Raw genomic sequence first — 21620 nt, 5'->3', positions numbered from 1 at the left:
GCCGCATAAATCCGCTATAGTGGCGCGATGCTCCGCCCCTCACCGCAAAGGAAGCCCGCTTGACTCCCCCGCTCGAAATCGCCGCCAATGTGCTGATGACCGCCTCCATCATCCTGGCCGGACGCAACAACATTCATTCCTGGTGGATCGGCATGCTCGGCTGCGTGCTGTTTGCCGTGCTGTTTTATGAAGTCAACCTGTATGCGGACGTGCTGCTGCAGCTGTTCTTTATCGCCACCTGCGCGATTGGCTGGGTGCAGTGGCGGCGCGGCGCGGCGGGCAAGCCGCTGCCGATCACGCGCACGGGCTGGCGCAGCCTGGCGTGGATCGTGCCGGCTGGCGTGGCCGCCGTCGTCATCTACGGCATGCTGCTGCATACCTGGACCAATGCCTACGCGCCCTTTATCGATTCGGCGGTGCTGGTGTTCAGCATCATCGCGCAATTCTTGCTGATGAGCCGGCGCCTGGAGACCTGGGGCTTCTGGCTGCTGGTCAATACGGTGGCCGTGCCGCTGTACTACAGCCGCGGCCTGCACCTGACGGCCGTGCTGTATGCGGCCTACTGGATCAATGCGCTGGTGTCGTGGTACTGGTGGCATGTGCAGGCGCGCCGCGCGGCGGCCGCCGCAGTGGCCTGAGCCTTTAGACTCAAAACGTATATACAATCAATTTTAAATTCGTTCCAGATTGAAAGGCGCCGCGATATAGTGGGGCTTCCCCGCTTACCGGTGTCTTTCATGTCGCGTTTTACTGTATCCAGCTATTTTTCTACCGTTCCATCGGCCATGTGCGCAAGCCTGCGCATGCCGATGCGGGCGCGCCGCCGCATCCCGTAATTCCTTAAAAAATCCCACTGCCGTTGTCCGCTGGCTGAGGTACCCCTCGGCCAGCAGGCCCCTGTGCGCCTGTTTTATCCGGAACAGGCACAACTTATCCCATCAAGAGGAAACCATGTTCAAACCACTCGCCGTCAGTCTCGCCATCGCCGCCGCTTTTCCCGTTCACGTCCATGCGCAGGAGGAGATGGTGCGCGTGAATGTCACCGGCTCGAATATCCGCGTCAGCGAAAAAGAGGGCGCCAGCGCGGTCCAGGTGATTACCGCCAGGGAGCTCAAAGCCGGCGGCAAGACCAGCGTGGCCGAAGTGCTGCGCGCCATTTCCGCCAACAGCGGCAACAGCTACAACGAACAATACACGGGCAGTTTTTCGGCCGGCACGTCGGGCTTGTCGCTGCGCGGCATCGGCCAGAAAAACACGCTGATCCTGGTCAATGGCAAGCGCGTGGCCAGCTACGCCACGGCGCAAAACCTGCAGGAGACCTTCGTCGACCTGAACAGCCTGCCGATGGCGGCGGTGCAGCGCATCGAGGTGCTCAAGGATGGCGCTTCCTCCGTCTACGGTTCCGACGCGGTGGCCGGCGTGGTCAACATCATCCTGTACCAGGAATTCACCGGCACCGAAGTGACGGCGCAGCTGGGCGGCTCGACCGAGGGCACCGGCCAGACCGAGAAAAGCGCGGCGCTGCAAACCGGTTTCGGCAAGCTGCAGGACGACGGCTACAGCGTGGTGCTGTCCATCGATGCGCAGCAGCGCGACAAGCTGCAGCAAAGCGACGTGGCCTGGATGCGCGACGCGGATTTCCGCAAGCAGCAGCGCGGCAACCTGGGCTGGGCCATCACCAACTACGCCGGCTCGGACCCGACCCGTACCCTGGGTGGCGTGCAAGGGCCTTTGCAACTGGTGAACTATGGCTACATCACGCCGGGCAAGACGGGCCAGGTGCTGGCCTACAATCCAGCGCCGTATAAAACGCTGATCCCAGGCATCAAGCGCGTGCACACGGCCGCGCGCGCCACCTTCAAACTGAATGCCGATACGGAAGCGTATGTCGACCTGCTGCACAGTTACTCGCGCGCCGACCAGACCTTCAGCGCGCCGCTCACCGTCAACAATGCCACGCGCGTGTGGAACAACGCCAGCCAGGCGCTCGACACCATTCCCGTGGTACTGCCGGCGGGCCATCCGAACAATCCGGGCGCCACGCCGCTGCCGTTCACGGCCACCCTGTTCGACCTGGGTCCGCGCATGAAGCAGGACAAGGTGACGTTCTACCGCGCCCTGGCCGGCGTGAAAGGCACGCTGGCCGGCTGGGACTGGGATGCGTCCATCGGCCATTCCAGCAGCGAACTGAAGGAAACCGTGCAGAACTTCGTCAACCGCTACGCCTTTGAACAAGTGCTGGCCGACGGCAGCTACAATTTTTTTGACCAGTCGAAAAACAGCGAGGCGGTGCGCAACCGCTTGCGCCTGTCGACCCTGCGCCCGGCCCAGTCGACGCTGGACACGCTGGACTTTTCGGCTGCAAAGGATATCTGGGACTTGCCGGCCGGCCCGCTGGATTTTGCGGCAGGCGCGCAGTGGCGCCGCGAAAAAATGGATTCGCAGACCTCGACCGCCGTCTTGTCCGGCACCGAGCTGCGCCCGGCCATCAATATCATCGACGGCTCGCGCGACGTGTCGGCGCTGTTCGCCGAATTCAATGTGCCGGTGGTCAAGGACCTGTCGCTGAACCTGGCCGGACGGGCCGACCATTACAGCGACTTCGGCAATGCGTTTTCGCCGAAGGCGTCCGCCCGCTACCAGGCCGCGCCATGGCTGCTGCTGCGCGGCACGGCCTCGCGCGGCTTCCGCGCGCCGTCGCTGCCCGAGATCACGCAAAGCACGGCCGTCAGTTATGTCAGCGTGATCGATCCGCGCGACCCGCAGACGCCGACCCAGTCGCGCGGCGTGACGGCGATCACCATCGCCAATACGGAACTGCGTCCCGAGCGCTCGAAAAACATCAACCTGGGGGTGGTGATTTCGCCGACCAGCAGTTCGAGCATCGGCCTCGATTACTACCGCATCCGCCAGGATGGCGTGATCGGTACGGAAAGCGCCGTCACCACCATCGCCAATGAAGCGGCAACGCCAGGCAAGGTCACGCGTGACGCCGATGGACGCATCACCACCCTGTACCGCCAGTACCGCAACCAGGGCCAGCGCGACGTGTCGGGCATCGACCTCGACCTGCGCCAGCGCTTTGTGGGCAAGGACTGGGGCAAGCTGACCCTGGCCGGCCAGCTGAGCCGCGTGCTGCGCTTCGCCGAACCGTTGTCGGATGGCGCGGCGCTGACGGACGGCGCCGGCACCAATTATTTCGGCTCGATCCCGAAATGGCGCGGCGTCAGTTCGGCCACCTGGGAACTGGGTAAATGGTCGTCGACCCTGACCTGGAATTATGTCGGCAGCTATGCGCAGAACACGCATCTGGATGAATCGGTGGCCGCCTTCAGCACCTTCGACATCAACACCAGCTGGCAGGTCACGCCACAGGCGAACGTCAGCTTCATCGTGCAGAACCTGGCCAACAAGCGCGCGCCGTGGGATTATTCGGCCTCGGGCTTCGACTACACGCAGGCCGATCCGCGCGGCCGCTTTGCGTCGCTCAAGCTGAACTACAAGTTCTGACGCCGCGCGCGGTGCACGGCGTCAGTGCGGCGCCCGGCCAACAGCCGGTGCGTTGCGCTGTTCCAGCAGGCCCTGGCGGTAGGCGGTGGGCGTGACGCCCATGCGTTCGCGAAAGGCGGTGGCGAAATTGCCGGCGTTGTGAAAACCGATCAGCAGGGCGACATCCTGCACGTCGATCTCGGTCTGCTGCAGCAGTTCCACGCCACGCGCGATGCGCGCTTCGCGGATAAAGGCAAACACCGTCATGCCGGTTTGTTCGCGGAACATCAGGGTCAGTTTTTCACGGTAGGTGCCCACGCTGCGGGCGATTTCGGACAGATTGGGCAGGCTGCCCAGGTTGTCCAGGATCAGCTGCTTGACGGCGTTGACGAACACCAGGTCGGGGTGCGCCGGCGGCTTGTCGCCTTCCGGTGCGGCAGGCGCCGCAGTGTTGTTGGCGCGCCGCATCAGACCCAGGTGGACATGGATGCGGGCGGCCAGTTCGGCCGGCGTAAATGGTTTCGAGATGTAGTCGACACCGCCCACCTGCAATCCCATCACGCGTTCATTGACGGCATCGGCGCCGCTGAGAAAGATCACCGGGATATGTTCGGTTTCAGGGTTGGCCTTGAGCAGACGGCAGGCCGTATAGCCATCCATTTCCGGCATGCGCACGTCGAGCAGGATCAGGTCGGGGTGCGTCGCCAGCGCCAGCTGGTAGCCCTGGTAACCGTTGTAGGCCACGCTGAAACGATGGGGTTCGTCGCTCAGGAGCTCCGTCAGCATGCGCTGCTCGAACGCGGAATCGTCCACGATCAGGATGTTCTTCTTACTGGTTTCACTGGTCATTGGCATTGGAATGGATGACTTAACCAAAAAGCAAGTTGTGGTTTATTATGCGCCGCTTTCAAATTATTTTCTGCTTTTCTCGTGTTTCAAAAGATGTTTCGCCGCAAGAAGAAGCAGCGATTCCACGGATGACTAATAATCCAGTCATAGATTGATTCAAAGCAATGTCGCTGATAAAAAAATCTGCTTTGCCTATGTGGCAAAGCTGCTAAAAGCCCAAGAATGCCGGCGATTGGCAGTTGAACTTGTTGTCCTGGTTTGCGTGCCCGAGAAAACGCCGGCAATACCGTGACTATCCTCGTGTCCCTTCATGAAGGGGCCATTCATTGATGCTTCAACATCAGGAGGTAGTATGTTACGCGCTAAATTTTCCCCTTTCGCCGCCGCTGCGGTTGCCCTTTCCCTGATCGCCGCTTCCCTGCCCGTGACCGGCACCGCCGCGACGTATCTGAACGGTTCGAACAACACCACGTTTGACGTGACGCTGAAGATCATCGCCAACTGCGTCATTTCGGCGGCGCCACTCGATTTCGGCCAGACTCAAGGTGTACTGGCTAGCAACGTGAGTGTCAATACCAACCTGAGCGTAACCTGCACGAACACCACGCCTTACAACGTGGGCCTGAACGCCGGCACCGGTTCCGGTTCGGTCGGCACCACGCGCTACCTGGCGGGCACCGGCGGCAATACGGCCACCGTGCAATACAACCTGTTCCAGACCGCCGGCGCCACCGTCTGGGGCAATACCCAGGGCACCGATACGCACAGCGGCACCGGCACGGGCGCGGCCCAGACCATCACGGTGTATGGCCAGGTACCGCCGCAAAGCACGCCGGCGCCCGATACCTACAAGTCGACCATCACGGCCACCGTCTACTTCTGAGTGGGCACTTCATGACGGCCCGCCGTACCTTGCTCCTGTCGCTGCTGTTGTTCGGCATGGCAGGCATGGGATCGGCGGGGGCCGCCAACCTGCAGATTTCTCCCGTCACCATTACCATGCGCGCCGAGCAGAGTTCGGCCGGCATCACCTTGCAGAACCTCGGTGATGCGCCGCTGTTCGGCCAGGTGCGGGTGTTTCTGTGGGACCAGGCCAATGGCGAGGAAGCACTCACGCCGACGCAGGAACTGGTGGCCAGTCCGCCGATTGTCGAGATCGCTGCAAACAGCCGGCAGACCATCCGCCTGGTGCGCACGCAAGCCGGTCCCGCGCCGCAGGAACGTACCTATCGCGTGCTGATCGACGAGGTGGCGCGCGATGATGATCCGGCCCGCAGCGGGGTCGATATCCGCCTGCGCTACTCGGTGCCCGTGTTCGTGCTGCCCAGCGGCGTGCCGGGCAAGGAAGCGCTCGACTGGCAGGTGTACCGCAAGGATGGCGAGTGGATGTTGCGCGTGCAAAACAGCGGCAACTTCCATGCGCAGATCGGCAGCCTGACCTTGACCAACCAGGCCGGCAAGGATTTTGTCATCAGCAGCGGCCTGTTCGGTTATGTGCTGGCGGGCCGCATGCGCGTCTGGCGCCTGCCCGTCGCCAAGGACGCCGCGCTGCAAGGACCGCTGGCGATTGCCGTGAATGTCAATGCAAAGGCGAGCGTTGCCCGAAACTCGACACCACCCTGACGATTGCCATCATGGCGCACGCTTGCTCAACCGGGGCTATCCATGAGATGGACGTTTACATGGCAGGCGGGTGTGATAGTGCTGCTGGTCCTCGCCACCCGGGCCGCATCCGCAGCCGACGCCGCAGCGGTGACCGGCGCCGATCCCGGCCCGGCCAGCTTGCCGCACGATGCGGCGACGCCCAATGAATTGTATCTGGAGGTCATATTGAATGCCGAAGCAACCGGACTGATCTTGCGCTTTACCCAGCAGGGAAAAGGCTTGCTCAGCAGCGTGGAGAACTTGCAGCAGCTTGGGCTGGATCCGGTGCGCTTCGGCGCATCCGGCCAGGCCGAGGTGGCGCTCGACTCCATCGCCGGGCTCGGCTATGACTATGATCCGGCGCGCCAGAGCATCGCCCTGCGCGTCGACGACAGCCTGCGCATGCCGTATGCCGTCAGCGCGCGCTCGACCACCCGCCCGGCGCCGTCGCAGGTGACGCCAGGCGCCGTGCTCAACTACGAAGTGTATTCCGAGCTGGGCCAGACGCGCCGCAGCGCGCTGTTCAACGACCTGCGCTATTTCAACCAGCACGGCGTGTTCAGCAATACCGGCACCATCAGCCTCGGTGGCGGCCAGCGCGAGTACATGCGCTTCGACACGTTCTGGAACCATGCCAATCCCGACACGCTGGAAAGCTGGCAGGTGGGCGACCTGATTTCGTCGTCGCTGAGCTGGAGCCGCGCCCTGCGCATGGGCGGCTTTCAATGGCGCAAGAATTTCCAGCTGCGCCCGGACTTGCTGACCTTTCCCGTCGCCTCGGTCGATGGCACGGCGCTGGTGCCGTCCTCGCTGAGCCTGTACGTCAACGGGGTACAGCAATATGCGGCCAGCGTGCCCAGCGGCCCGTTCGTGCTGAACCAGGTGAGCGGCATCAACGGCGCCGGCCAGGCCACCATCATCACGCGCGATGCGCTGGGCCGCAGCGTGACGACCACCTTGCCGCTGTATGTCGACACGCGCTTGCTGGCACGCGAACTGAGCGATTATTCGGTCGAAGTGGGCGTGCTGCGCCGCAACTATGGCCGCAGCTCGTGGGGCTATGCGAACGATCCGGTGGCCATCGCCTCGGGCCGTTACGGTATCAGCGACGATCTGACCGTCGAAGCCCATGGCGAAGTCACGCGCGGCGTGCTGAACGGCGGCGTGGGCGGCTTGCTGCGCCTGGGACAAAGCGGCGTGATCAATGGCTCGCTGGCCGCCAGCGGCGGACGCAACAAGGGCGCGCAGGCCAGCGTCGGCTACCAGTACCTGGGGCCGCGCTTCAGCATCGACGCGCAAAGCACGCGCTCCAGTGCGCATTACGGCGACGTGGCCACGCTCGACGGCAGCCCGGCCGTGCGCGCGGCCGACCGCGTCTCGCTGAACCTGGCCCTGCCGGCCGGGCAAAGCGTCAACCTCAGCTACATCACCTACCGTTCGCCGGGCCTGGAGGCATCGAAAATCGTCACCGCCGGCTACACGGCCTCGCTGTTCAAAAGCGTGTTCCTCAACGCCAGCCTGTACCAGGACCTGCGCGACAGCGCGCAGCGCGGTTTTTATTTTGGCCTGAGCATGGCGTTTGATGATATCGGCATCAGCGCCAGCGGCAGCCGGCAAAACAATGTCAACAGCCGCAGTTTCAACGCCCAGCAAAGCGCCGATTTTGGCGGCGGCTTCGGCTGGGCAGTGCAGGGTGGCACTTCGGGCGGCCTCGATTACCGCCAGGGCCAGCTGGAATACCTGGGCAACTATGGCCGCCTGACGGGCCGCGTGCAAAGCAGCGCCCTCAGCAATGCCTCGGCGCTGGGTGCTTCGGGTGCGGTGGTATTGATGGACGGCCACCTGGCCGCCGCGCGCCAGGTCGGCAACGGTTTTGCGCTGGTGTCGACCGGCGGCGTGGCGAATATTCTGGTACTGCATGAAAACCGCCAGATCGGCGTGACCGGCAGCAGCGGCTACCTGCTGGTACCGAACCTGAATGCCTATGGCAACAACCAGATCGCCATCGGCACCGAGGGCCTGGACGCCGACGCGCGCGTGCCGGTCACCAATATCAACGTGGTGCCGCGCAGCCTATCCGGCGTGCTGGCCGCCTTCCCGGTCGAACGCTACAGCGCCGCCACCGTGATCGTGCATGGCGAAGACGCCAAGCCCTTGCCGGCCGGCTTGCCGGTGCTGCATGTGCAAAGCGGCAAGCGCACCGTGGTGGGCTTTGACGGCGTCACCTTTGTCGACGATTTGTCGGCCGAGAATGAAATGCGCATCGGCGACGACGACAACCTGTGCGTGGTGCGCTTTGCCTATGTGCGCCCGGCCGCCGGCGGCTTGCCGGTGATCGGCCCGTTGCGCTGCCGCAACGTCAAGCGTCCGGCCGCACCGGCCGCCAGCGAAGGAGGCCGCTGATGCGCCGCCTGCTGAGCTTGATTGTGATGCTGCTGGGCTGCGCCTGTGCCACCCAGGCCCAGGCCCAGAACACCTGTTCGGCCACCGTGGTCGATGCCAACTTCGGCGCCATCTCGCCGATTTCGGGCGCCGACTATACGCTCACCGGCTCGGGCACGCTCAGCTGCACCTTTGCGCCGCTGGCGCCCTTGCTGACGGCGTATGTGAGCGCCTGCCTGAACCTGAACCTGGGCACCAATTCGCTGTCGGCCCCGGCGCGCATGCTGGGCAATGGCACCTTGCGCATGCCCTACAACCTGTACGTCGACGCCAGCTACGCGCCGGCGTCGATCTGGGGCGGGCCGGGCGTGACGGGTGCGCTGTCCTCGCTGCCCGTGTCGCTGTCGATGGGGCTGCTGTCGCTGGGCGGCACCAAGACGCAGAATTTCAGTTTCTACGGCAAGATCCCGGCCGGCGCCGCGCTGGCGGCGGTGTCCACCGTCAATAACAGCAACACCGAGTACAGCTCCAGTTTTACGGGCGCCGGCACCTTGACCTATGCGATCAGCGTCCTGGCGGCCCCCGCCAATTGCCTGGGCAACAGCGCCAGCTTCGGTTTTACCGTCAAGGCCACCGCCACCAACAACTGCACCATCACCGCCACGCCGATGGCGTTTACCACCGCCACCGTGCTGACGGGATCGGTGCGCAGCACCAGCACCCTGACGGTGCGCTGCGTCAACAACAACGGCTACCAGATCGCCCTGAACGGCGGCGCGGTGGCGGGCAATGTGGCGGCGCGGAAAATGAAAAATACCGTGTCGGCGGCCACCATCGATTATCAGTTGTCGGGCACGCTCGACGGCCCCTTGTGGGGCGATGGCACGGCTGGCACGGCGATGGTGACGGGCACGGGCACGGGCAACAGCGTGCCGGTGACGATCTACGGACGGGTGCCGGCGCAAACCACGCCGGTGCCGGGCGACTACAAGGATACGGTGACGGCGACGATTTACTTTTAGAACGTGATGCTGAGCTGGCCGTCGATGCCGGCCTGGCGTTCGATCATGTAAGGCGAATTGTGCTGGCAGCGCACGCTGGGCATGGCGCTGCCGCGGGAAGTGACGGTGCATGCTTCAAGTACCACGAAAGTGGCCTGGAAGGAAGCGGACGAGCTAGTACCGGCAGTGGTGGTCTGGCAAACAGACAGAGCGAGCAAGGCTGGCAGGAAAGCAAACTTCAAAGATTTCATCTTGGTCGCATCTGGTTGAAACGGACATGGGCTACGGCCTGACAGAAGGCCGGGGCGGATCCGCTACTGGCACCGGGATAGGGGTGTTTGAACAAGACATATTGTACTTGAGCAATAAAAAGTGTGAGTTTTCGCGTATTTTCATGCCGTTTGCCGGGCAATAGTGACTGGCAAGTCGATAGTAACCTGGTTTTGGTGGAATATTTAATTGTTGCTTTGCAACTATGTGAGGAGATGATCATGAAACATACCAACTTCAATAATTTGCCCTGCCCGATCGCACGCAGCCTGGGCAAGGTCGGCGAATGGTGGAGCATCCTCATCCTGCGCGAGGCGTTCTACGGCAAAACGCGCTTCGACGAGTTTGAAAAAAGCCTCAAGATCGCGCCCACCATCCTGACCCGGCGCTTGGCCGACCTGGTGGAAGGGGGCCTGATGACGCGCCGCCTGTATTGCGCCAAGCCGCCGCGCTACGACTACGTGCTGACCAAGTCGGGCCGCGCCTTCAAGCCGGTGCTGCTGGCCTTTATCGCCTGGGGCAATGAAAACTTCGCGCCAGAAGGCGCCAGCCTCGTCATCGCCAGCCGCGATACGGGCCTGGCCGCCGATCCGGTGCTGGTCGACGCCATGACGGGCTTGCCCATCAACGATGAGTACTACGCATTCGCGCCCGGCCCGGCGGCCAGCGACAGCATGCGCAACATCATCGAGGAAGCCGAAAAGAGCAGCGGCATCGCACCGAAACCGAAGGCGCCGGCGGCCAACCGTGGCTGGGTGGCGGAAGGCCACCTGGCCTGATGGTATGCCATGCGGCGGAGCATCCGTGCAAGGAGTGGTGCGATGAGATTGCAAGACCATGTTTGCCGCGCGGCCGCCACGCTGGCGCTGGCCGGCCTGCTGGCCGCCTGTGGCCATGGCCCCCGTCCGCCCGAGGGCCATGAGGTGACCTTGAGCGGCGCGCAGGAAGTGCCGGCCAATACCAGCGCGGCCAGCGGCAGCAGCACCGTGCACGTGGCGAGGGACCGCAGCGTGACGGGCGCCGTGCGCTACACGGGCATGGTGGCCACGATGGCCCATATCCATGAAGCGCCGTTTGGCGCCAACGGCCCGGTGATCGTGCCGCTGGTGAAAACCGGTGACGGCCTGTTTGCGGTGCCGGCCAACGCCAGCCTGACGCCGCCGCAATACGCCAGCTACCTGGCCGGCAATCTGTATGTCAACGTGCACAGCGCCGCCTATCCGGCCGGCGAGATCCGCGCCCAGCTCAAGCCGAAATAGGCCCGGCGCAAAACGATTTCCTCCTGACCTCCTTGGGGCCGCGACCGCGGCCTTTTTTTTGCCCTGGCCATCCGGGCTCCCGGGCTGGCGCTACAATGGCTGGCCATGCTGACCATCCTTGCCATTACCTTTCCCTTCTTCGCGCTGGTGCTGTGCGGCTATCTGGCCGTGCGGCGCGCGCTGCTGCCCACCGCCGCCATCCCCGGCCTGAACAGCTTCGTGCTGTACTTCGCCTTGCCGTGCATGTTGTACCGCTTCGGCGCGGCCACGCCGATCGCGCAACTGCTCGACGCCAGCGTGTTCGGCGTCTATCTGCTGTGCGCGCTGGTGATGGTGGGGGTGACGATGACCATGACGCTGTCGCACCGCATCGACTGGAACAACGCCGCCTTTGGCGCGCTGGTGGCGGCGTTTCCGAACACGGGCTTCATGGGCGTGCCGCTGCTATTGACCTTGCTCGGCCCCCGTTCGTCCGGCCCCGTGATCGTCACCATCGTGGTCGACATGCTGATCACCAGTTCGCTGTGCATCGCCCTGTCGCGCGTGGGCAGCGGCGGCGCGCACGGCAGCCGCGCGGCCGTCGTCAACGCCCTGAAAGGCATGGCCGGCAATCCGATGCCGTGGGCGATCATCCTGGGCGGGCTGGTGTCGTGGCTGGAGATCTCCCTGCCCAAGCCGCTGACACAGACCGTGGGCCTGCTGGCCGACGCCGCCTCGCCGGTGGCGCTGTTTACCATCGGCGCCGTGCTGGCCCGTTCGCAGATGCAGACAAAGGATCCGGCGCCGCTCGGGGAGTATGTGCCGGTGGCGCTGAAAAAACTGCTGCTGCATCCGCTGCTGGTGTGGGGCACGGGCCACGCCGCCATCGCGCTCGGCGCGCCGCTCGACCCGTTCGCATTGACCTGCATGGTGCTGGTGGCCTGCCTGCCCAGCGCCAGCAATGTGTCGCTCTTGTCCGAGCGCTTCGGCGCGAACACCGCGCGCATCGCCCGCATTATCCTGGTCTCGACGGCACTGTCGTTCCTGACGTTTTCGGCCGCCGTCAGCTGGCTGCGCTGAGCGACTTTGCCATCAGCGCGGCGAGCTGGCGCGCCGGTTCCGGCATGCTGTCGCGCGACAGTTCGCTGGCCACGCGCGTGCGGTCCTGCAGGCTGTTCTTCTGCTCCATCTTCCATTTGCCTTCCAGCCGCGCCAGCGGAATCTCGATGCCGACGATGGCTTTCAGCAGCTTGTCGATATACGCGGGTGGCGCGTCGCCGACCTGCCACGGCTGCGGCTGATCCGCTTCATGGCGGGTCGTCAGCCGCTCCAGGAAAGCGAGCAGCCAGTCGCGGTCGTCGATTACCCGCAGCGTGCCGTGCGCATGCACCACGGTGTAGTCAAAGGTCGGCACTTCTTCGCCGCTCAGCTCTTTCTCGGCATACCAGGCCGGCGTGATATAGGCGTGCGGCCCCTGGAAGATCACCATGGTCTCCACGCCGTCGCTGCGCCACAGCGGATTGGCGCGCGCCACATGGGCGCGCAGGGTGCCGAAGGGCGCATCCGGCGTGGGCGGCGCGATTTCGAATGGCAGGTGGTCGGCGCACAAGCCGTCCTGCGCCATGCGCACCAGCGCGCCCAGCGGGTGGGCCGCCATCAGCGCATGCAGCACTTCCAGGCGTTCTTCGCGGTAGCTTGTCGGGGTGTACATCAGGGCGCCTCCACCACCACGTCGGCCTTGAGCGAACTGGCGATATAGCAGCGCTCATGTGCGTCGTGGTGCAGCGCCGCCAGCGCCTCGGGCGCAGGGGCGTCACCGGCCCAAGCGACCTGCGGACGCAGCACGATGCGCGTCATGGCCAGCTTGCCGTCGCCATTCCTGCTCAATTCACCGACGGCCTCGTCGCGGTAATTGTCGATCACATGGCCGCGCTGTGCCGCCAGCGACAGAAAGAACAGCATGTGGCAGCTCGAGGTGGCCGCTACCAGCGCCTCTTCCGGGTCGACATTGGCGGCAATCGACATCGGCAGCGGCACCGACAGCGGCGACGAGGAGGCGGGCACCGTCAGGCCACCGTCAAACTGCCAGACGTGACCACGGCTGTAGCGCTGGCCGGCGAAATCCTGGCCGTCGCGCTGCCAGGCGACGGTGGCGAAAAATTGCTGCATGCTGCTCTCCGGACGGAACAAGAATGCGTTATTGTAGTGATACGGTTGGCTATTTAAAACAGCCAATAACGACAATTTTGAAACTACCAATTTTCTGCTGACCATGCACGCCTCCCGCATTATCGCCGCGCTGCCGCTCGACCGTGCGCTGGCCACGCCGCTGTTCCGCCAGCTGTATGTGGCCATGAAAACCGCCATCCTCGACGGCAGCCTGGCGCCCGGTACGCAACTGCCGCCGACGCGCGCGTTGTGCGCCTTGCTGCCGCTGCCGCTATCGCGCCAGACCGTGCTCAATGCCTATGCGTTGCTGGCGGCCGAAGGCTATCTCGATGGCGCGGTGGGCAAGGGCACCTATGTCAGCCATGCTGTCCCTGTGCCGGCGGCGCTGGCACAGCCAGCCAAACCCGGCCTGCTGCGGCCCTTGTCAACCCGCGGCCAGGGCGTGGTGACGGCCATGGAGCAGGTGGCGTTTCACCGCAGCCCCTTGCGCGCATTCCGGGTCGGCATGCCGCGCATCGACCATTTTCCTTTCGATGTATGGAACCGCCTCGAAGCGCGGCGCTGGCGCCGGCCCGACCACCATTTCGGCTATGGCGACCCGGCCGGCTTTTTGCCGCTGCGCGAGCTGCTGTGCGTCTACCTGCAGGCGGCGCGCGGCGTGCGCTGCACGCCGCAGCAGATCGTCATCACCTCGGGTTCGCAGCAGGCGCTGTTTTTACTGTCGACCATTTTGCTGGCGCCCGGCGACGCGGCCTGGATGGAGTCACCCGGTTACCGGGGCGCCAGCGGCACCCTGCGCGCGGCTGGCGCACAGGTGTTTCCGGTGCCGGTCGACGGCGAAGGGCTGGACGTGGCGTACGGCGCGGCGCACTGCCCGCAAGCGAAGCTGGCCTATGTGACGCCGTCGCACCAGCTGCCGCTGGGCGTGAGCATGAGCCTGCCGCGCCGCCTGGCTCTGCTGGACTGGGCCGCGCGCAACCAGGCCTGGGTGGTGGAAGACGATTACGACAGCGAATACCGCTACACGGGCGCGCCGCTGGCCTCGCTGCAAAGCCTGGACCGGGCCGGCTGCGTGGTCTACGTCGGCACCTTGTCCAAGGTGCTGTTCCCGGGACTGCGGCTGGGCTATATGGTGGCGCCGCCGGCGCTGGCCGAGGCACTGGTGCAGGCCAAGGCGGTGGTCGACCGCCACACGGCCATCGTGCCGCAGATGGCGCTGGCCGACTTTATCGCCGAAGGCCATTTCGGTCGCCATATCCGCCGCACGCGCGACAGCAACGCCGAGCGGCGCGACGTGCTGCTGCGCGGCCTGGCGCGCGAACTCGATGACGAACTGGTGTGCGGCCCGGCCGACAGCGGCCTGGAACTGTGCGCATACTTTCGCCGCCAGCACGCTGAAGAGCAGGTCTCGCAGGCGGGGCTGGCACGCGGCATCGAACTGCGCCCGCTGGGCCACTATGCCGACCCGGGCGCCAGCGCCGCCTGCGCCACGCCGGCCGGTTTGCTGCTGGGCTTTGCGGCGATTCCTCCAGATGACATCGACCATGGTGTGCGCGTGCTGGGCCAACTGCTGCGCGGCCGATAATCTATACTGGATGCCTGTCTCCCCACAAAGAAACTGACCATGACCGTCACCCGCTGCTCCTGGGCCAATCCGGCCAATCCCCGCTACCTGGCCTACCACGACACGGAGTGGGGCGTGCCCTGCCACGACGAGCGCACCCTGTTCGAAATGCTGAACCTGGAAGGCGCGCAGGCGGGCCTGAGCTGGGAGACCATCCTCAACAAGCGCGACACCTACCGCGCCGCCTTCGACGGCTGGGATGCGCAGAAAATCGCCGCCTACGGCCCGGACAAGGTGGCCTCCCTGCTGGCCGACCCCGGCATCGTGCGCAACCGCCTGAAGGTGGCTGCCACCATCACGAATGCGCAAGCCTATCTGCGCCTGCTGGAAGAAGGGCAGACACTGGACGGTTTTCTGTGGGCGTATGTCGATGGCCAGCCGATCGTCAATCATTTCCAGCCGGGCGAGTTTCCCGCCAAAACGGAATTGTCGGACCGGCTGTCGAAGGACCTGGCCAAGCGCGGCTTCAAGTTTGTCGGCTCGACCATCATGTACGCCTACATGCAGGGCATCGGCATGGTCAATGACCACGCGCCCACCTGTTTTTGCCGCACGGGCCGTTGATGAGCAATGATGCGATGGTGGTGCTGGACACGGATTTCGATGGCGCGCGTTTTCTGGCCGCCTGCACCAGGCATGGGGGATGGCGGCTGCACTATATCGCGCTGGCGCCGCGCCCGGTCGACGCCGGCCAGTTGCCCTCGCCGTGGCGCGAACAGTGGCCGCCCCATGTGCGTGGCCTGCACCGCATGGCGTCGCGCGATGGCCAGGTCACGCTGGACCTGCTGATCGGCGAGCCGGGCGCGAGCCTGGCGCAGCTGGCGGTGCGCGTCGACGAAGTGAGTCTCGCGTGGATGCCGCCGTCGATGACGGTGCTGGCACGCCTGATGCGGGACGGCGCCCGCCTGCAGGCGGCGCACCTGGACGACGCCCAACGCGTGGCGCTGTGGAAGGAAGGCTTTGCGTTCGACGACAGCCGCCTGCGAGCCGTGTTCCATGCGCGCCAGGCACCGGTCGAACCCGTGCACGACATCGCGCGGCGCGCCATCGTGATCGGTGCCGGCGTGGCCGGCAGCGCCGCCTGTGAACGGCTGGCCGCGCGCGGCTGGCAGGTGACCCTGATCGAACGCCATGCGCAGCCGGCCGGCGAAGCCTCGGGCAACCTGGCCGGCATCTTCATGCCGCTGCTGTCGAGCGACGACAATATCCCCACGCGCCTGGTGCGCGCCGCCTATTTGTATGCGCTGCGCTACTGGGCCGCGCTGGGCGGCGTCGGCAGCGTGTTCGAGGGCGCCAGCTGCGGCGTGCTGCACCTGGCGCGCGATGGCGCGCATGCGCAGGTGCAGCGCCGGATCGCCGCCAGCGGCGACTATCCGCCCGAATTTGCGCGCTGGCTGGAAGCGGACGAAGCGACCGCCATGCTGGGCGCTGATGCACCGGACGGCGCCTGGTGGTTCGGGCAGGGCGGCTGGGCGCGCCCATCGTCCGTTTGCGCCGCCATGCTGGACGCCTGCGGCGCGCTGCTGACGCGGCGTTTTTCCAGCAGCGCGCTGACCCTGGTGCGCATCAATGACGAGTGGCAGGTCGCCGATGCGCAAGGCGCCGTGATCGCCGCCGCGCCGACCGTAATCCTGGCCGCCGGCGCCGGTGCGGTGGACTTCGTGCAGGCCGCCGGCTTGCCGTTATATGCGGTGCGCGGCCAGGTCACGCACCTGGACCCGGCCAGCCTGCCGACGCGCCCCTTTGTGGTCTGCCGCGAGTCGTACATGACGCCGCCGCACGATGGTGTCGTCTGCGTCGGCGCCACCTACGATGCGCAGGATGACGACGTCAGCCTGCGGCCATCGAGCCAGCGGGACAATATTGAGAAGACCGCCGCCATCCTCGGCGTGCCGCCGTTCGAGGCGCCGCTGGCCGGACGCACGGGCTTTCGCTGCATGGCGCCGGACCGCATGCCGCTGGTGGGCGCCTTGCCCGACCCCGGCGTGCCGCGCCGCTGCGAGCAGCTGCGCGACGTGCCGCGCTGGCCGGGCCTGTTTGGTTTGCTGGGCTATGCCTCGCGCGGCCTGACGTGGGCGCCGCTGGCGGCCGAGATGCTGGCCTGCCAGCTCGAAGGCGAGCCGCTGCCGCTGGAGAGCCAGCTGGCGGCGGCGATCGACCCGGGCCGCTTCGTCTTGAAGGAGCGGCGGCGCGCGCAATAGGCGCTTTATACGTTTTCCAGCTTTGCTAACTCTTTTTAATTTGTTTTACGAACAACACAAGTTCGCTACAGTGAGCGTGTGGATGTTCTGACGATGACGGAAAGAGGTGGCAAAGATGGCTGCAACAACATTGGGTTTCGATCCCCGGGCCGCGCACGGCGAGGCGGCGTTTGACGCCGTATTGAACGACGCGCGCGCCCAGGCGCAGGCGCAGCAGCTGCCGTATGCCGGCATCGTCAGCGCGCAGGATGCGTGGCAGCTGGTGCAGGCCGGCAAGGCCACGCTGGTCGACGTGCGCACCAACGAAGAACGCGTGTTTGTCGGCCATGTGCCCGACTCGCTGCACGTGGCCTGGGCCACCGGCACGGCGATGAACCGCAACCCCCGTTTTGCGCGCGAACTGGAAGCGAAGGTGGGCGGCAAGACGGCCGTGGTGGTGCTGCTGTGCCGCAGCGGCAAGCGCTCGGCGGCCGCCGCCGAAGCCGCCGCCAAGGCCGGTTTCAGCAACGTCTTCAATATCGCACAAGGCTTCGAAGGCGACCTCGACGACCAGCAGCAGCGCGGCCACCATGGTGGCTGGCGCTGGCACAGTTTGCCATGGGTGCAAGAGTGAACCAGCGCGCCACCTTGCCCAACGAACTTTCCGCCGCTGTCTCGCCGCAATGGGAGCTGCACCAGATCGTCGATGAATTGCGCGCGGTACGCGAACGCTGGCGCGACGCTCTGGCCAACCACCAGGAATGCGGCGCACGCCAGTTCCCTTCGCGCCAGCATCTGCGCGAGCTGGTCGGCTCCCTGTGCGCGGCGCTGTTCCCGATGCGCCTGGGGCCGCTCGACCTGCAGCAGGAGAGCGAAGATTTTTTTGTCGGCCATACGCTCGACACCACCCTGACGGGCCTGCACGAACAGGTGCGCCGTGAACTGAGCTACCAGGCGCGCCAGCATGGCTTGCAGCAGACGGTGCCCATCGAGCAGCAGGCGCTGGCCATCGTGCAGCGCTTTGCGCGCGCGCTGCCCGGCATCCGCGCCCAGCTCGACACCGACGTGGCGGCCGCCTTCCATGGCGACCCGGCCGCGCACAGCGTCGATGAAGTGCTGCTGTGCTATCCGGGCATCCTGGCCATCATCCATTACCGCCTGGCCCATGCGCTGCATGCGCTCGGCGCGCCGCTGGTGGCGCGCATCATCGCCGAAGTGGCCCATTCGCAGACCGGCATCGACATCCATCCGGGCGCCGTGATCGGCGCCAGCTTCTTCATCGACCATGGCACCGGCGTGGTGATCGGCGAGACGGCCATCATCGGCGAACGGGTGCGCATCTACCAGGCGGTCACCCTGGGCGCCAAGCGCTTTCCGGCCGGCGCCGATGGCGTGCTGAAAAAAGGCCTGGCGCGCCACCCCATCGTCGAGGACGACGTGGTGATCTACGCCGGCGCCACCATTCTCGGCAGGGTGACGATAGGCCAGGGCTCGGTCATCGGCGGCAATGTCTGGCTGACCCGCAGCATCGCGCCCGGCAGCCATGTCACGCAGGCCCATAACCAGCAGGAGGCGGGCGAACCGGCTCCTGCGCCGTCCACCGTTTCCGCTTTTGCCCATTCCGCATTTACCCCGCAACCTTGAGGACTCCATGTTGATCAAACAGTTTGGACTGGCCGTGCGCCAGTTGCGCGAAGGGCGAGGCTGGTCGCAGGAGCGGCTGGCCGAAGCGGCCGACCTGAACCGCTCGTTTATCGGCGAAATCGAACGCGGCGCCGCCACGCCGTCGCTGCTGACGGTGGAAAAACTGGCGCATGCGCTGGGCATCGGCCTGGCCGGGCTGCTGGCGCGCTGCGAACCGGAGTTAATTGACTGATCAAGCCGCGTTGATGGCCATAGCATGTTGAGAGAACAGGGGAGACGCCCGATACTTTATTTGGTGTCCAAATAAGCATATTCACTTTTCTCATCAGGAGTACTTGTTCATGTCCGATGCAACAAACGATAGCCAGATTGCGCTTGGCGACAATGCCGCGCGCCAGTTGGCCAATGCCAGCAAGAGCGTTCCCCAGTTATCCACCATCACCCCGCGCTGGCTGGTGCATCTGCTGCAATGGCTGCCGGTCGAAGCGGGTATCTACCGCCTGAACCGGGTCAAGAACCCCAAGGACGTGCGCGTCGCCTGCTCGCAGCGCGACGAGTCGGAACTGCCGCAAACCTTTGTCGATTACGAAGAACAGCCGCGCGAATATTTCCTCAATGCCGTCAGCACCGTGCTCGACGTGCATACCCGCGTGTCGGACCTGTACAGCAGCCCGCACGACCAGATCAAGGAGCAGCTGCGCCTGACCATCGAGACGATCAAGGAGCGCCAGGAAAGCGAATTGATCAACAATCCCGATTACGGCCTGCTGGCCAGCGTGCATGACGACCAGCGCATCTTCACGCTGACGGGCGCGCCGACGCCGGACGACCTCGACGAACTGCTCACGAAAGTGTGGAAAGAGCCGGGCTTCTTCCTGGCGCACCCGCTGGCGATCGCCGCCTTTGGCCGCGAATGCACGCGCCGCGGCGTGCCGCCACCAACCGTCAGCCTGTTCGGTTCGCAGTTCCTGACATGGCGCGGCGTGCCGCTGGTGCCATCCGACAAACTGCCCATCGAAGACGGCAAGACGAAAATCATTTTGCTGCGCGCGGGCGAACAGCGCCAGGGCGTGATCGGCCTGTTCCAGCCTGGCCTGGCGGGCGAGCAAAGCCCGGGCTTGTCGGTGCGCTTCATGGGCATCAACCGCCATGCGATTTCGTCGTATCTGATTTCGCTGTATTGCTCGCTGGCCGTGCTGACCGACGATGCGCTGGCCGTACTGGAAGACGTGGAGATCGGTAAATACCATGACTACCCAGACACCTACAAGTGATGGCGCGGCGGGCCTGCCCGCCGTACCATTTCTTCCCGATGAGGCAACCCTGAACCGGCTGGCCGGCGAGTTTTTCGCGCGCCTGCCGGGTTTGGACAAGTCACCGAGCCTGGGTGGCTCGGGCAGCGCGCTCGACGCGGCGCCCCGCTATGCCAATCCGCACCGTCCGCTGCCGCAGGCCGGCCCCTCGTTTGCCGCCATCGCCCCCGGCGTGGCGACGGCGCAGGTGCCGCCCGTGAAAGCGCCCCTGGAGGCGCCGATCGCGCCGGCGCCGGCCTCGCTGCCGACGCCGCGCGCGTCGAGCATCGGTGCGCCGTCGCCGTACTACTTTGTCGGCGGCGCGCATGGCTATCCGGTCTCCCACGACAAGCTCGATGGCCTGGCGCGCCAGGGACAGGGCCAGCCCGGTACGGACGATCTGAAGGACGTGTACGCGGCACCGCGGCGTGACCAGCAGTTGCCGGTCACGCCATCGGCCAGCGCGCCGCAGTTCTACTTCGAGACGGTGCTGTCGGCGCCGCCGGCCGGCAAACACCATAGCCAAGGACAGACGCCGGCGCCGTTCGACGTGCACGCCGTGCGGCGCGATTTTCCCGTGCTGGCCGAACGGGTCAACGGCAAGCCGCTGGCCTGGTTCGACAATGCCGCCACCACCCACAAGCCGCAGTCGGTGATCGATCGCGTGTCGTATTTCTATGCGCACGAGAATTCGAACATCCACCGCGCGGCCCATGCGCTGGCCGCGCGCGCCAGCGACGCGTATGAAGCGGCGCGCGCCAAGGTCGCCAATTTCCTGGGCGCCGCCTCGCCGAACGAAATCATCTTTGTGCGCGGCGCCACCGAAGGCATCAACCTGATCGCCAATACCTTCGGGCGCAAGTTCATCGGCAGCGGCGACGAGATCATCGTCTCGCAGCTCGAACACCACGCCAATATCGTGCCGTGGCAGCAGCTGGCGGCGGAAAAGGGCGCCACCCTGCGCGTGATTCCCGTCGACGACAGCGGCCAGATCATCCTTGACGAGTTCCGCAAGCTGTTGAATGGCCGCACCAAACTGGTGTCGGTGACGCAGGTGTCGAACGCGCTCGGCACCGTCACGCCGGTGGCGCAGATCATCGCGCTGGCGCATGCGGCCGGCGTGCGGGTGGTGGTCGACGGCGCGCAGGCGGTGTCGCACCTGCGGGTCGACGTGCAGGCGCTGGGGGCCGACTTCTATGTGTTCTCGGGCCACAAGGTGTTCGGCCCGACGGGCATCGGCGCCGTGTACGGCAAGCTTGACCTGCTGGAGCAACTGCCGCCATGGCAGGGCGGCGGCAACATGATCGCCGACGTCACCTTCGAGCGCACCGTGTACCAGGGCGTGCCGAACCGTTTCGAGGCCGGCACCGGCAATATCGCCGATGCGGTGGGCCTGGGCGCGGCCATCGACTACGTGCAGCGCATCGGCCTGGAAAACATCGCCGCCTATGAACACGCGCTGCTCGACTACGCCACCCACAAGCTGCAGGCGATCCCCGGCGTGCGCCTGATCGGCACGGCGCTGGACAAGGCGAGCGTGGCCTCCTTCGTGCTGGCCGGCTATGAGCCGGCCGAGGTGGGCCGCGCGCTCAATGACGAGGGCATCGCCGTGCGCTCGGGCCACCACTGCGCCCAGCCGATCCTGCGCCGCTTCGGCGTGGAAGCAACCGTGCGGCCGTCGTTTGCGTTTTACAACACCTACGAGGAAATCGACCGCATGATCGTGGTGATACGGCGGCTGGCGGGCGCGCGCCGCTAGTTGTTGTCAGGCAGGCTGGTCGCACCGATGCCGCCCCGTGTCCTGCGCGGGGCGGCATTGTTGCGTCGGTCATGGCAGT

Annotated in this window: 21 protein-coding genes; 17 read left to right on the top strand and 4 right to left on the bottom strand. The window is 65.4% G+C overall.

Features of this window, described 5'->3' with window-relative positions:
* The first annotated feature begins 59 nt into the window (after positions 1–59).
* Entirely contained in the window at positions 60–638 is a 579-nt protein-coding gene (gene pnuC, locus ACP7B7_RS03185) for a nicotinamide riboside transporter PnuC (RefSeq protein WP_426075715.1), read from the top strand.
* 313 nt (positions 639–951) lie between these two features.
* Positions 952–3510, top strand: a complete 2559-nt coding sequence (locus ACP7B7_RS03180; protein WP_426075714.1) for a TonB-dependent receptor — start codon at positions 952–954, stop codon at positions 3508–3510.
* Between the two features lie 21 nt (positions 3511–3531).
* Here the strand turns inward: ACP7B7_RS03180 and ACP7B7_RS03175 are convergent, their stop codons facing one another.
* Positions 3532–4344: a response regulator transcription factor gene (locus ACP7B7_RS03175; RefSeq protein ID WP_426075713.1), complete on the bottom strand. Its 813-nt coding sequence runs from the start codon at positions 4342–4344 to the stop codon at positions 3532–3534.
* Positions 4345–4690: 346 nt separating this feature from the next.
* Between ACP7B7_RS03175 and ACP7B7_RS03170 the strand changes: the two genes are divergently transcribed.
* The 4 genes from ACP7B7_RS03170 (at position 4691) to ACP7B7_RS03155 (ending at position 9386) form a co-directional block, all read left to right on the top strand.
* A complete protein-coding gene (locus ACP7B7_RS03170; protein WP_426075712.1) occupies positions 4691–5221 on the top strand; it encodes a Csu type fimbrial protein in 531 nt (176 codons plus the stop codon).
* 11 nt (positions 5222–5232) lie between these two features.
* Complete coding sequence (locus tag ACP7B7_RS03165) at positions 5233–5961, top strand: fimbrial biogenesis chaperone (protein ID WP_426075711.1); 729 nt, start codon at positions 5233–5235, stop codon at positions 5959–5961.
* Positions 5962–6039: 78 nt separating this feature from the next.
* Complete coding sequence (locus ACP7B7_RS03160) at positions 6040–8385, top strand: fimbria/pilus outer membrane usher protein (protein WP_426075710.1); 2346 nt, start codon at positions 6040–6042, stop codon at positions 8383–8385.
* The gene (locus ACP7B7_RS03155) at positions 8385–9386 is read left to right on the top strand and encodes a Csu type fimbrial protein (RefSeq protein ID WP_308923646.1); all 1002 of its coding nucleotides are present in this window, start codon (positions 8385–8387) and stop codon (positions 9384–9386) included. The genes ACP7B7_RS03160 and ACP7B7_RS03155 overlap by 1 nt, the downstream gene beginning before the upstream one ends.
* On the opposite strand, the gene ACP7B7_RS03150 is transcribed toward ACP7B7_RS03155, so the two are convergent.
* Complete coding sequence (locus ACP7B7_RS03150; RefSeq protein WP_426075709.1) at positions 9383–9511, bottom strand: hypothetical protein; 129 nt, start codon at positions 9509–9511, stop codon at positions 9383–9385. The two genes, ACP7B7_RS03155 and ACP7B7_RS03150, sit on opposite strands and share 4 nt — an antisense overlap.
* A 345-nt stretch (positions 9512–9856) precedes the next feature.
* Here ACP7B7_RS03150 and ACP7B7_RS03145 point away from each other — a divergent pair, with 345 nt between their 5' ends.
* The 3 genes from ACP7B7_RS03145 to ACP7B7_RS03135 all read left to right on the top strand — a co-directional run bounded on the left by ACP7B7_RS03145 (position 9857) and on the right by ACP7B7_RS03135 (position 11953).
* Positions 9857–10414, top strand: coding sequence for a winged helix-turn-helix transcriptional regulator (locus ACP7B7_RS03145; protein WP_308923648.1), 558 nt, complete (start codon positions 9857–9859; stop codon positions 10412–10414).
* Between the two features lie 42 nt (positions 10415–10456).
* Complete coding sequence (locus tag ACP7B7_RS03140) at positions 10457–10894, top strand: CHRD domain-containing protein (RefSeq protein WP_426075708.1); 438 nt, start codon at positions 10457–10459, stop codon at positions 10892–10894.
* Between the two features lie 105 nt (positions 10895–10999).
* Positions 11000–11953, top strand: coding sequence for an AEC family transporter (locus ACP7B7_RS03135; RefSeq protein ID WP_426075707.1), 954 nt, complete (start codon positions 11000–11002; stop codon positions 11951–11953).
* Here the strand turns inward: ACP7B7_RS03135 and ACP7B7_RS03130 are convergent.
* Entirely contained in the window at positions 11937–12584 is a 648-nt protein-coding gene (locus tag ACP7B7_RS03130) for an FMN-binding negative transcriptional regulator (protein WP_426075706.1), read from the bottom strand. The two genes, ACP7B7_RS03135 and ACP7B7_RS03130, sit on opposite strands and share 17 nt — an antisense overlap.
* On the bottom strand, positions 12584–13042 hold the full coding sequence (locus tag ACP7B7_RS03125) for an OsmC family protein (RefSeq protein ID WP_426075705.1): 459 nt from the start codon (positions 13040–13042) through the stop codon (positions 12584–12586). Before ACP7B7_RS03125 ends, ACP7B7_RS03130 begins: the two co-directional genes overlap by 1 nt.
* 103 nt (positions 13043–13145) lie before the next feature.
* On the opposite strand from ACP7B7_RS03125, the gene ACP7B7_RS03120 reads away from it, so the two are divergent.
* The 8 genes from ACP7B7_RS03120 to ACP7B7_RS03085 all read left to right on the top strand — a co-directional run bounded on the left by ACP7B7_RS03120 (position 13146) and on the right by ACP7B7_RS03085 (position 21541).
* Complete coding sequence (locus ACP7B7_RS03120) at positions 13146–14627, top strand: PLP-dependent aminotransferase family protein (protein WP_426075704.1); 1482 nt, start codon at positions 13146–13148, stop codon at positions 14625–14627.
* Positions 14628–14666: 39 nt separating this feature from the next.
* Positions 14667–15230, top strand: coding sequence for a DNA-3-methyladenine glycosylase I (locus ACP7B7_RS03115; protein ID WP_426075703.1), 564 nt, complete (start codon positions 14667–14669; stop codon positions 15228–15230).
* Positions 15230–16867 carry an FAD-dependent 5-carboxymethylaminomethyl-2-thiouridine(34) oxidoreductase MnmC gene (mnmC, locus tag ACP7B7_RS03110; protein WP_426075702.1) on the top strand — a complete coding sequence of 546 codons (1638 nt, stop codon included), beginning with the start codon at positions 15230–15232 and terminating at the stop codon, positions 16865–16867. The genes ACP7B7_RS03115 and mnmC overlap by 1 nt, the downstream gene beginning before the upstream one ends.
* 115 nt (positions 16868–16982) lie before the next feature.
* Positions 16983–17480, top strand: a complete 498-nt coding sequence (locus ACP7B7_RS03105; protein WP_426075701.1) for a rhodanese-like domain-containing protein — start codon at positions 16983–16985, stop codon at positions 17478–17480.
* The gene (gene epsC / locus ACP7B7_RS03100; RefSeq protein WP_426075700.1) at positions 17465–18490 is read left to right on the top strand and encodes a serine O-acetyltransferase EpsC; all 1026 of its coding nucleotides are present in this window, start codon (positions 17465–17467) and stop codon (positions 18488–18490) included. The genes ACP7B7_RS03105 and epsC overlap by 16 nt, the downstream gene beginning before the upstream one ends.
* Positions 18491–18497: 7 nt before the next feature.
* Entirely contained in the window at positions 18498–18722 is a 225-nt protein-coding gene (locus ACP7B7_RS03095) for a helix-turn-helix domain-containing protein (RefSeq protein WP_065310052.1), read from the top strand.
* A 109-nt stretch (positions 18723–18831) separates the two neighbouring features.
* Positions 18832–19764 carry a family 2A encapsulin nanocompartment shell protein gene (locus tag ACP7B7_RS03090; RefSeq protein WP_308923658.1) on the top strand — a complete coding sequence of 311 codons (933 nt, stop codon included), beginning with the start codon at positions 18832–18834 and terminating at the stop codon, positions 19762–19764.
* Complete coding sequence (locus ACP7B7_RS03085; protein ID WP_426075699.1) at positions 19739–21541, top strand: family 2A encapsulin nanocompartment cargo protein cysteine desulfurase; 1803 nt, start codon at positions 19739–19741, stop codon at positions 21539–21541. Before ACP7B7_RS03090 ends, ACP7B7_RS03085 begins: the two co-directional genes overlap by 26 nt.
* Positions 21542–21620 lie beyond the last annotated feature (79 nt).

The organism is Janthinobacterium sp. PSPC3-1, from assembly GCF_049896105.1.
Classification (GTDB): domain Bacteria; phylum Pseudomonadota; class Gammaproteobacteria; order Burkholderiales; family Burkholderiaceae_D; genus Janthinobacterium.
Note: the sequence above shows the minus strand (reverse complement) of the source record. Positions and strands in the feature narration are given on the sequence as shown.

Excerpts from the sequence above, each read along its gene's own strand:
- ACP7B7_RS03180 (WP_426075714.1), top strand. The coding sequence starts at position 952 with ATGTTCAAACCACTCGCCGTCAGTCTCGCCATCGCCGCCGCTTTTCCC.
- ACP7B7_RS03175 (WP_426075713.1), bottom strand. The coding sequence starts at position 4,344 with ATGCCAATGACCAGTGAAACCAGTAAGAAGAACATCCTGATCGTGGAC.
- ACP7B7_RS03170 (WP_426075712.1), top strand. The coding sequence starts at position 4,691 with ATGTTACGCGCTAAATTTTCCCCTTTCGCCGCCGCTGCGGTTGCCCTT.
- ACP7B7_RS03165 (WP_426075711.1), top strand. The coding sequence starts at position 5,233 with ATGACGGCCCGCCGTACCTTGCTCCTGTCGCTGCTGTTGTTCGGCATG.
- ACP7B7_RS03155 (WP_308923646.1), top strand. The coding sequence starts at position 8,385 with ATGCGCCGCCTGCTGAGCTTGATTGTGATGCTGCTGGGCTGCGCCTGT.
- ACP7B7_RS03145 (WP_308923648.1), top strand. The coding sequence starts at position 9,857 with ATGAAACATACCAACTTCAATAATTTGCCCTGCCCGATCGCACGCAGC.
- ACP7B7_RS03140 (WP_426075708.1), top strand. The coding sequence starts at position 10,457 with ATGAGATTGCAAGACCATGTTTGCCGCGCGGCCGCCACGCTGGCGCTG.
- ACP7B7_RS03135 (WP_426075707.1), top strand. The coding sequence starts at position 11,000 with ATGCTGACCATCCTTGCCATTACCTTTCCCTTCTTCGCGCTGGTGCTG.
- ACP7B7_RS03130 (WP_426075706.1), bottom strand. The coding sequence starts at position 12,584 with ATGTACACCCCGACAAGCTACCGCGAAGAACGCCTGGAAGTGCTGCAT.
- ACP7B7_RS03125 (WP_426075705.1), bottom strand. The coding sequence starts at position 13,042 with ATGCAGCAATTTTTCGCCACCGTCGCCTGGCAGCGCGACGGCCAGGAT.
- ACP7B7_RS03120 (WP_426075704.1), top strand. The coding sequence starts at position 13,146 with ATGCACGCCTCCCGCATTATCGCCGCGCTGCCGCTCGACCGTGCGCTG.
- ACP7B7_RS03115 (WP_426075703.1), top strand. The coding sequence starts at position 14,667 with ATGACCGTCACCCGCTGCTCCTGGGCCAATCCGGCCAATCCCCGCTAC.
- mnmC (WP_426075702.1), top strand. The coding sequence starts at position 15,230 with ATGAGCAATGATGCGATGGTGGTGCTGGACACGGATTTCGATGGCGCG.
- ACP7B7_RS03105 (WP_426075701.1), top strand. The coding sequence starts at position 16,983 with ATGGCTGCAACAACATTGGGTTTCGATCCCCGGGCCGCGCACGGCGAG.
- epsC (WP_426075700.1), top strand. The coding sequence starts at position 17,465 with ATGGGTGCAAGAGTGAACCAGCGCGCCACCTTGCCCAACGAACTTTCC.
- ACP7B7_RS03095 (WP_065310052.1), top strand. The coding sequence starts at position 18,498 with ATGTTGATCAAACAGTTTGGACTGGCCGTGCGCCAGTTGCGCGAAGGG.
- ACP7B7_RS03090 (WP_308923658.1), top strand. The coding sequence starts at position 18,832 with ATGTCCGATGCAACAAACGATAGCCAGATTGCGCTTGGCGACAATGCC.
- ACP7B7_RS03085 (WP_426075699.1), top strand. The coding sequence starts at position 19,739 with ATGACTACCCAGACACCTACAAGTGATGGCGCGGCGGGCCTGCCCGCC.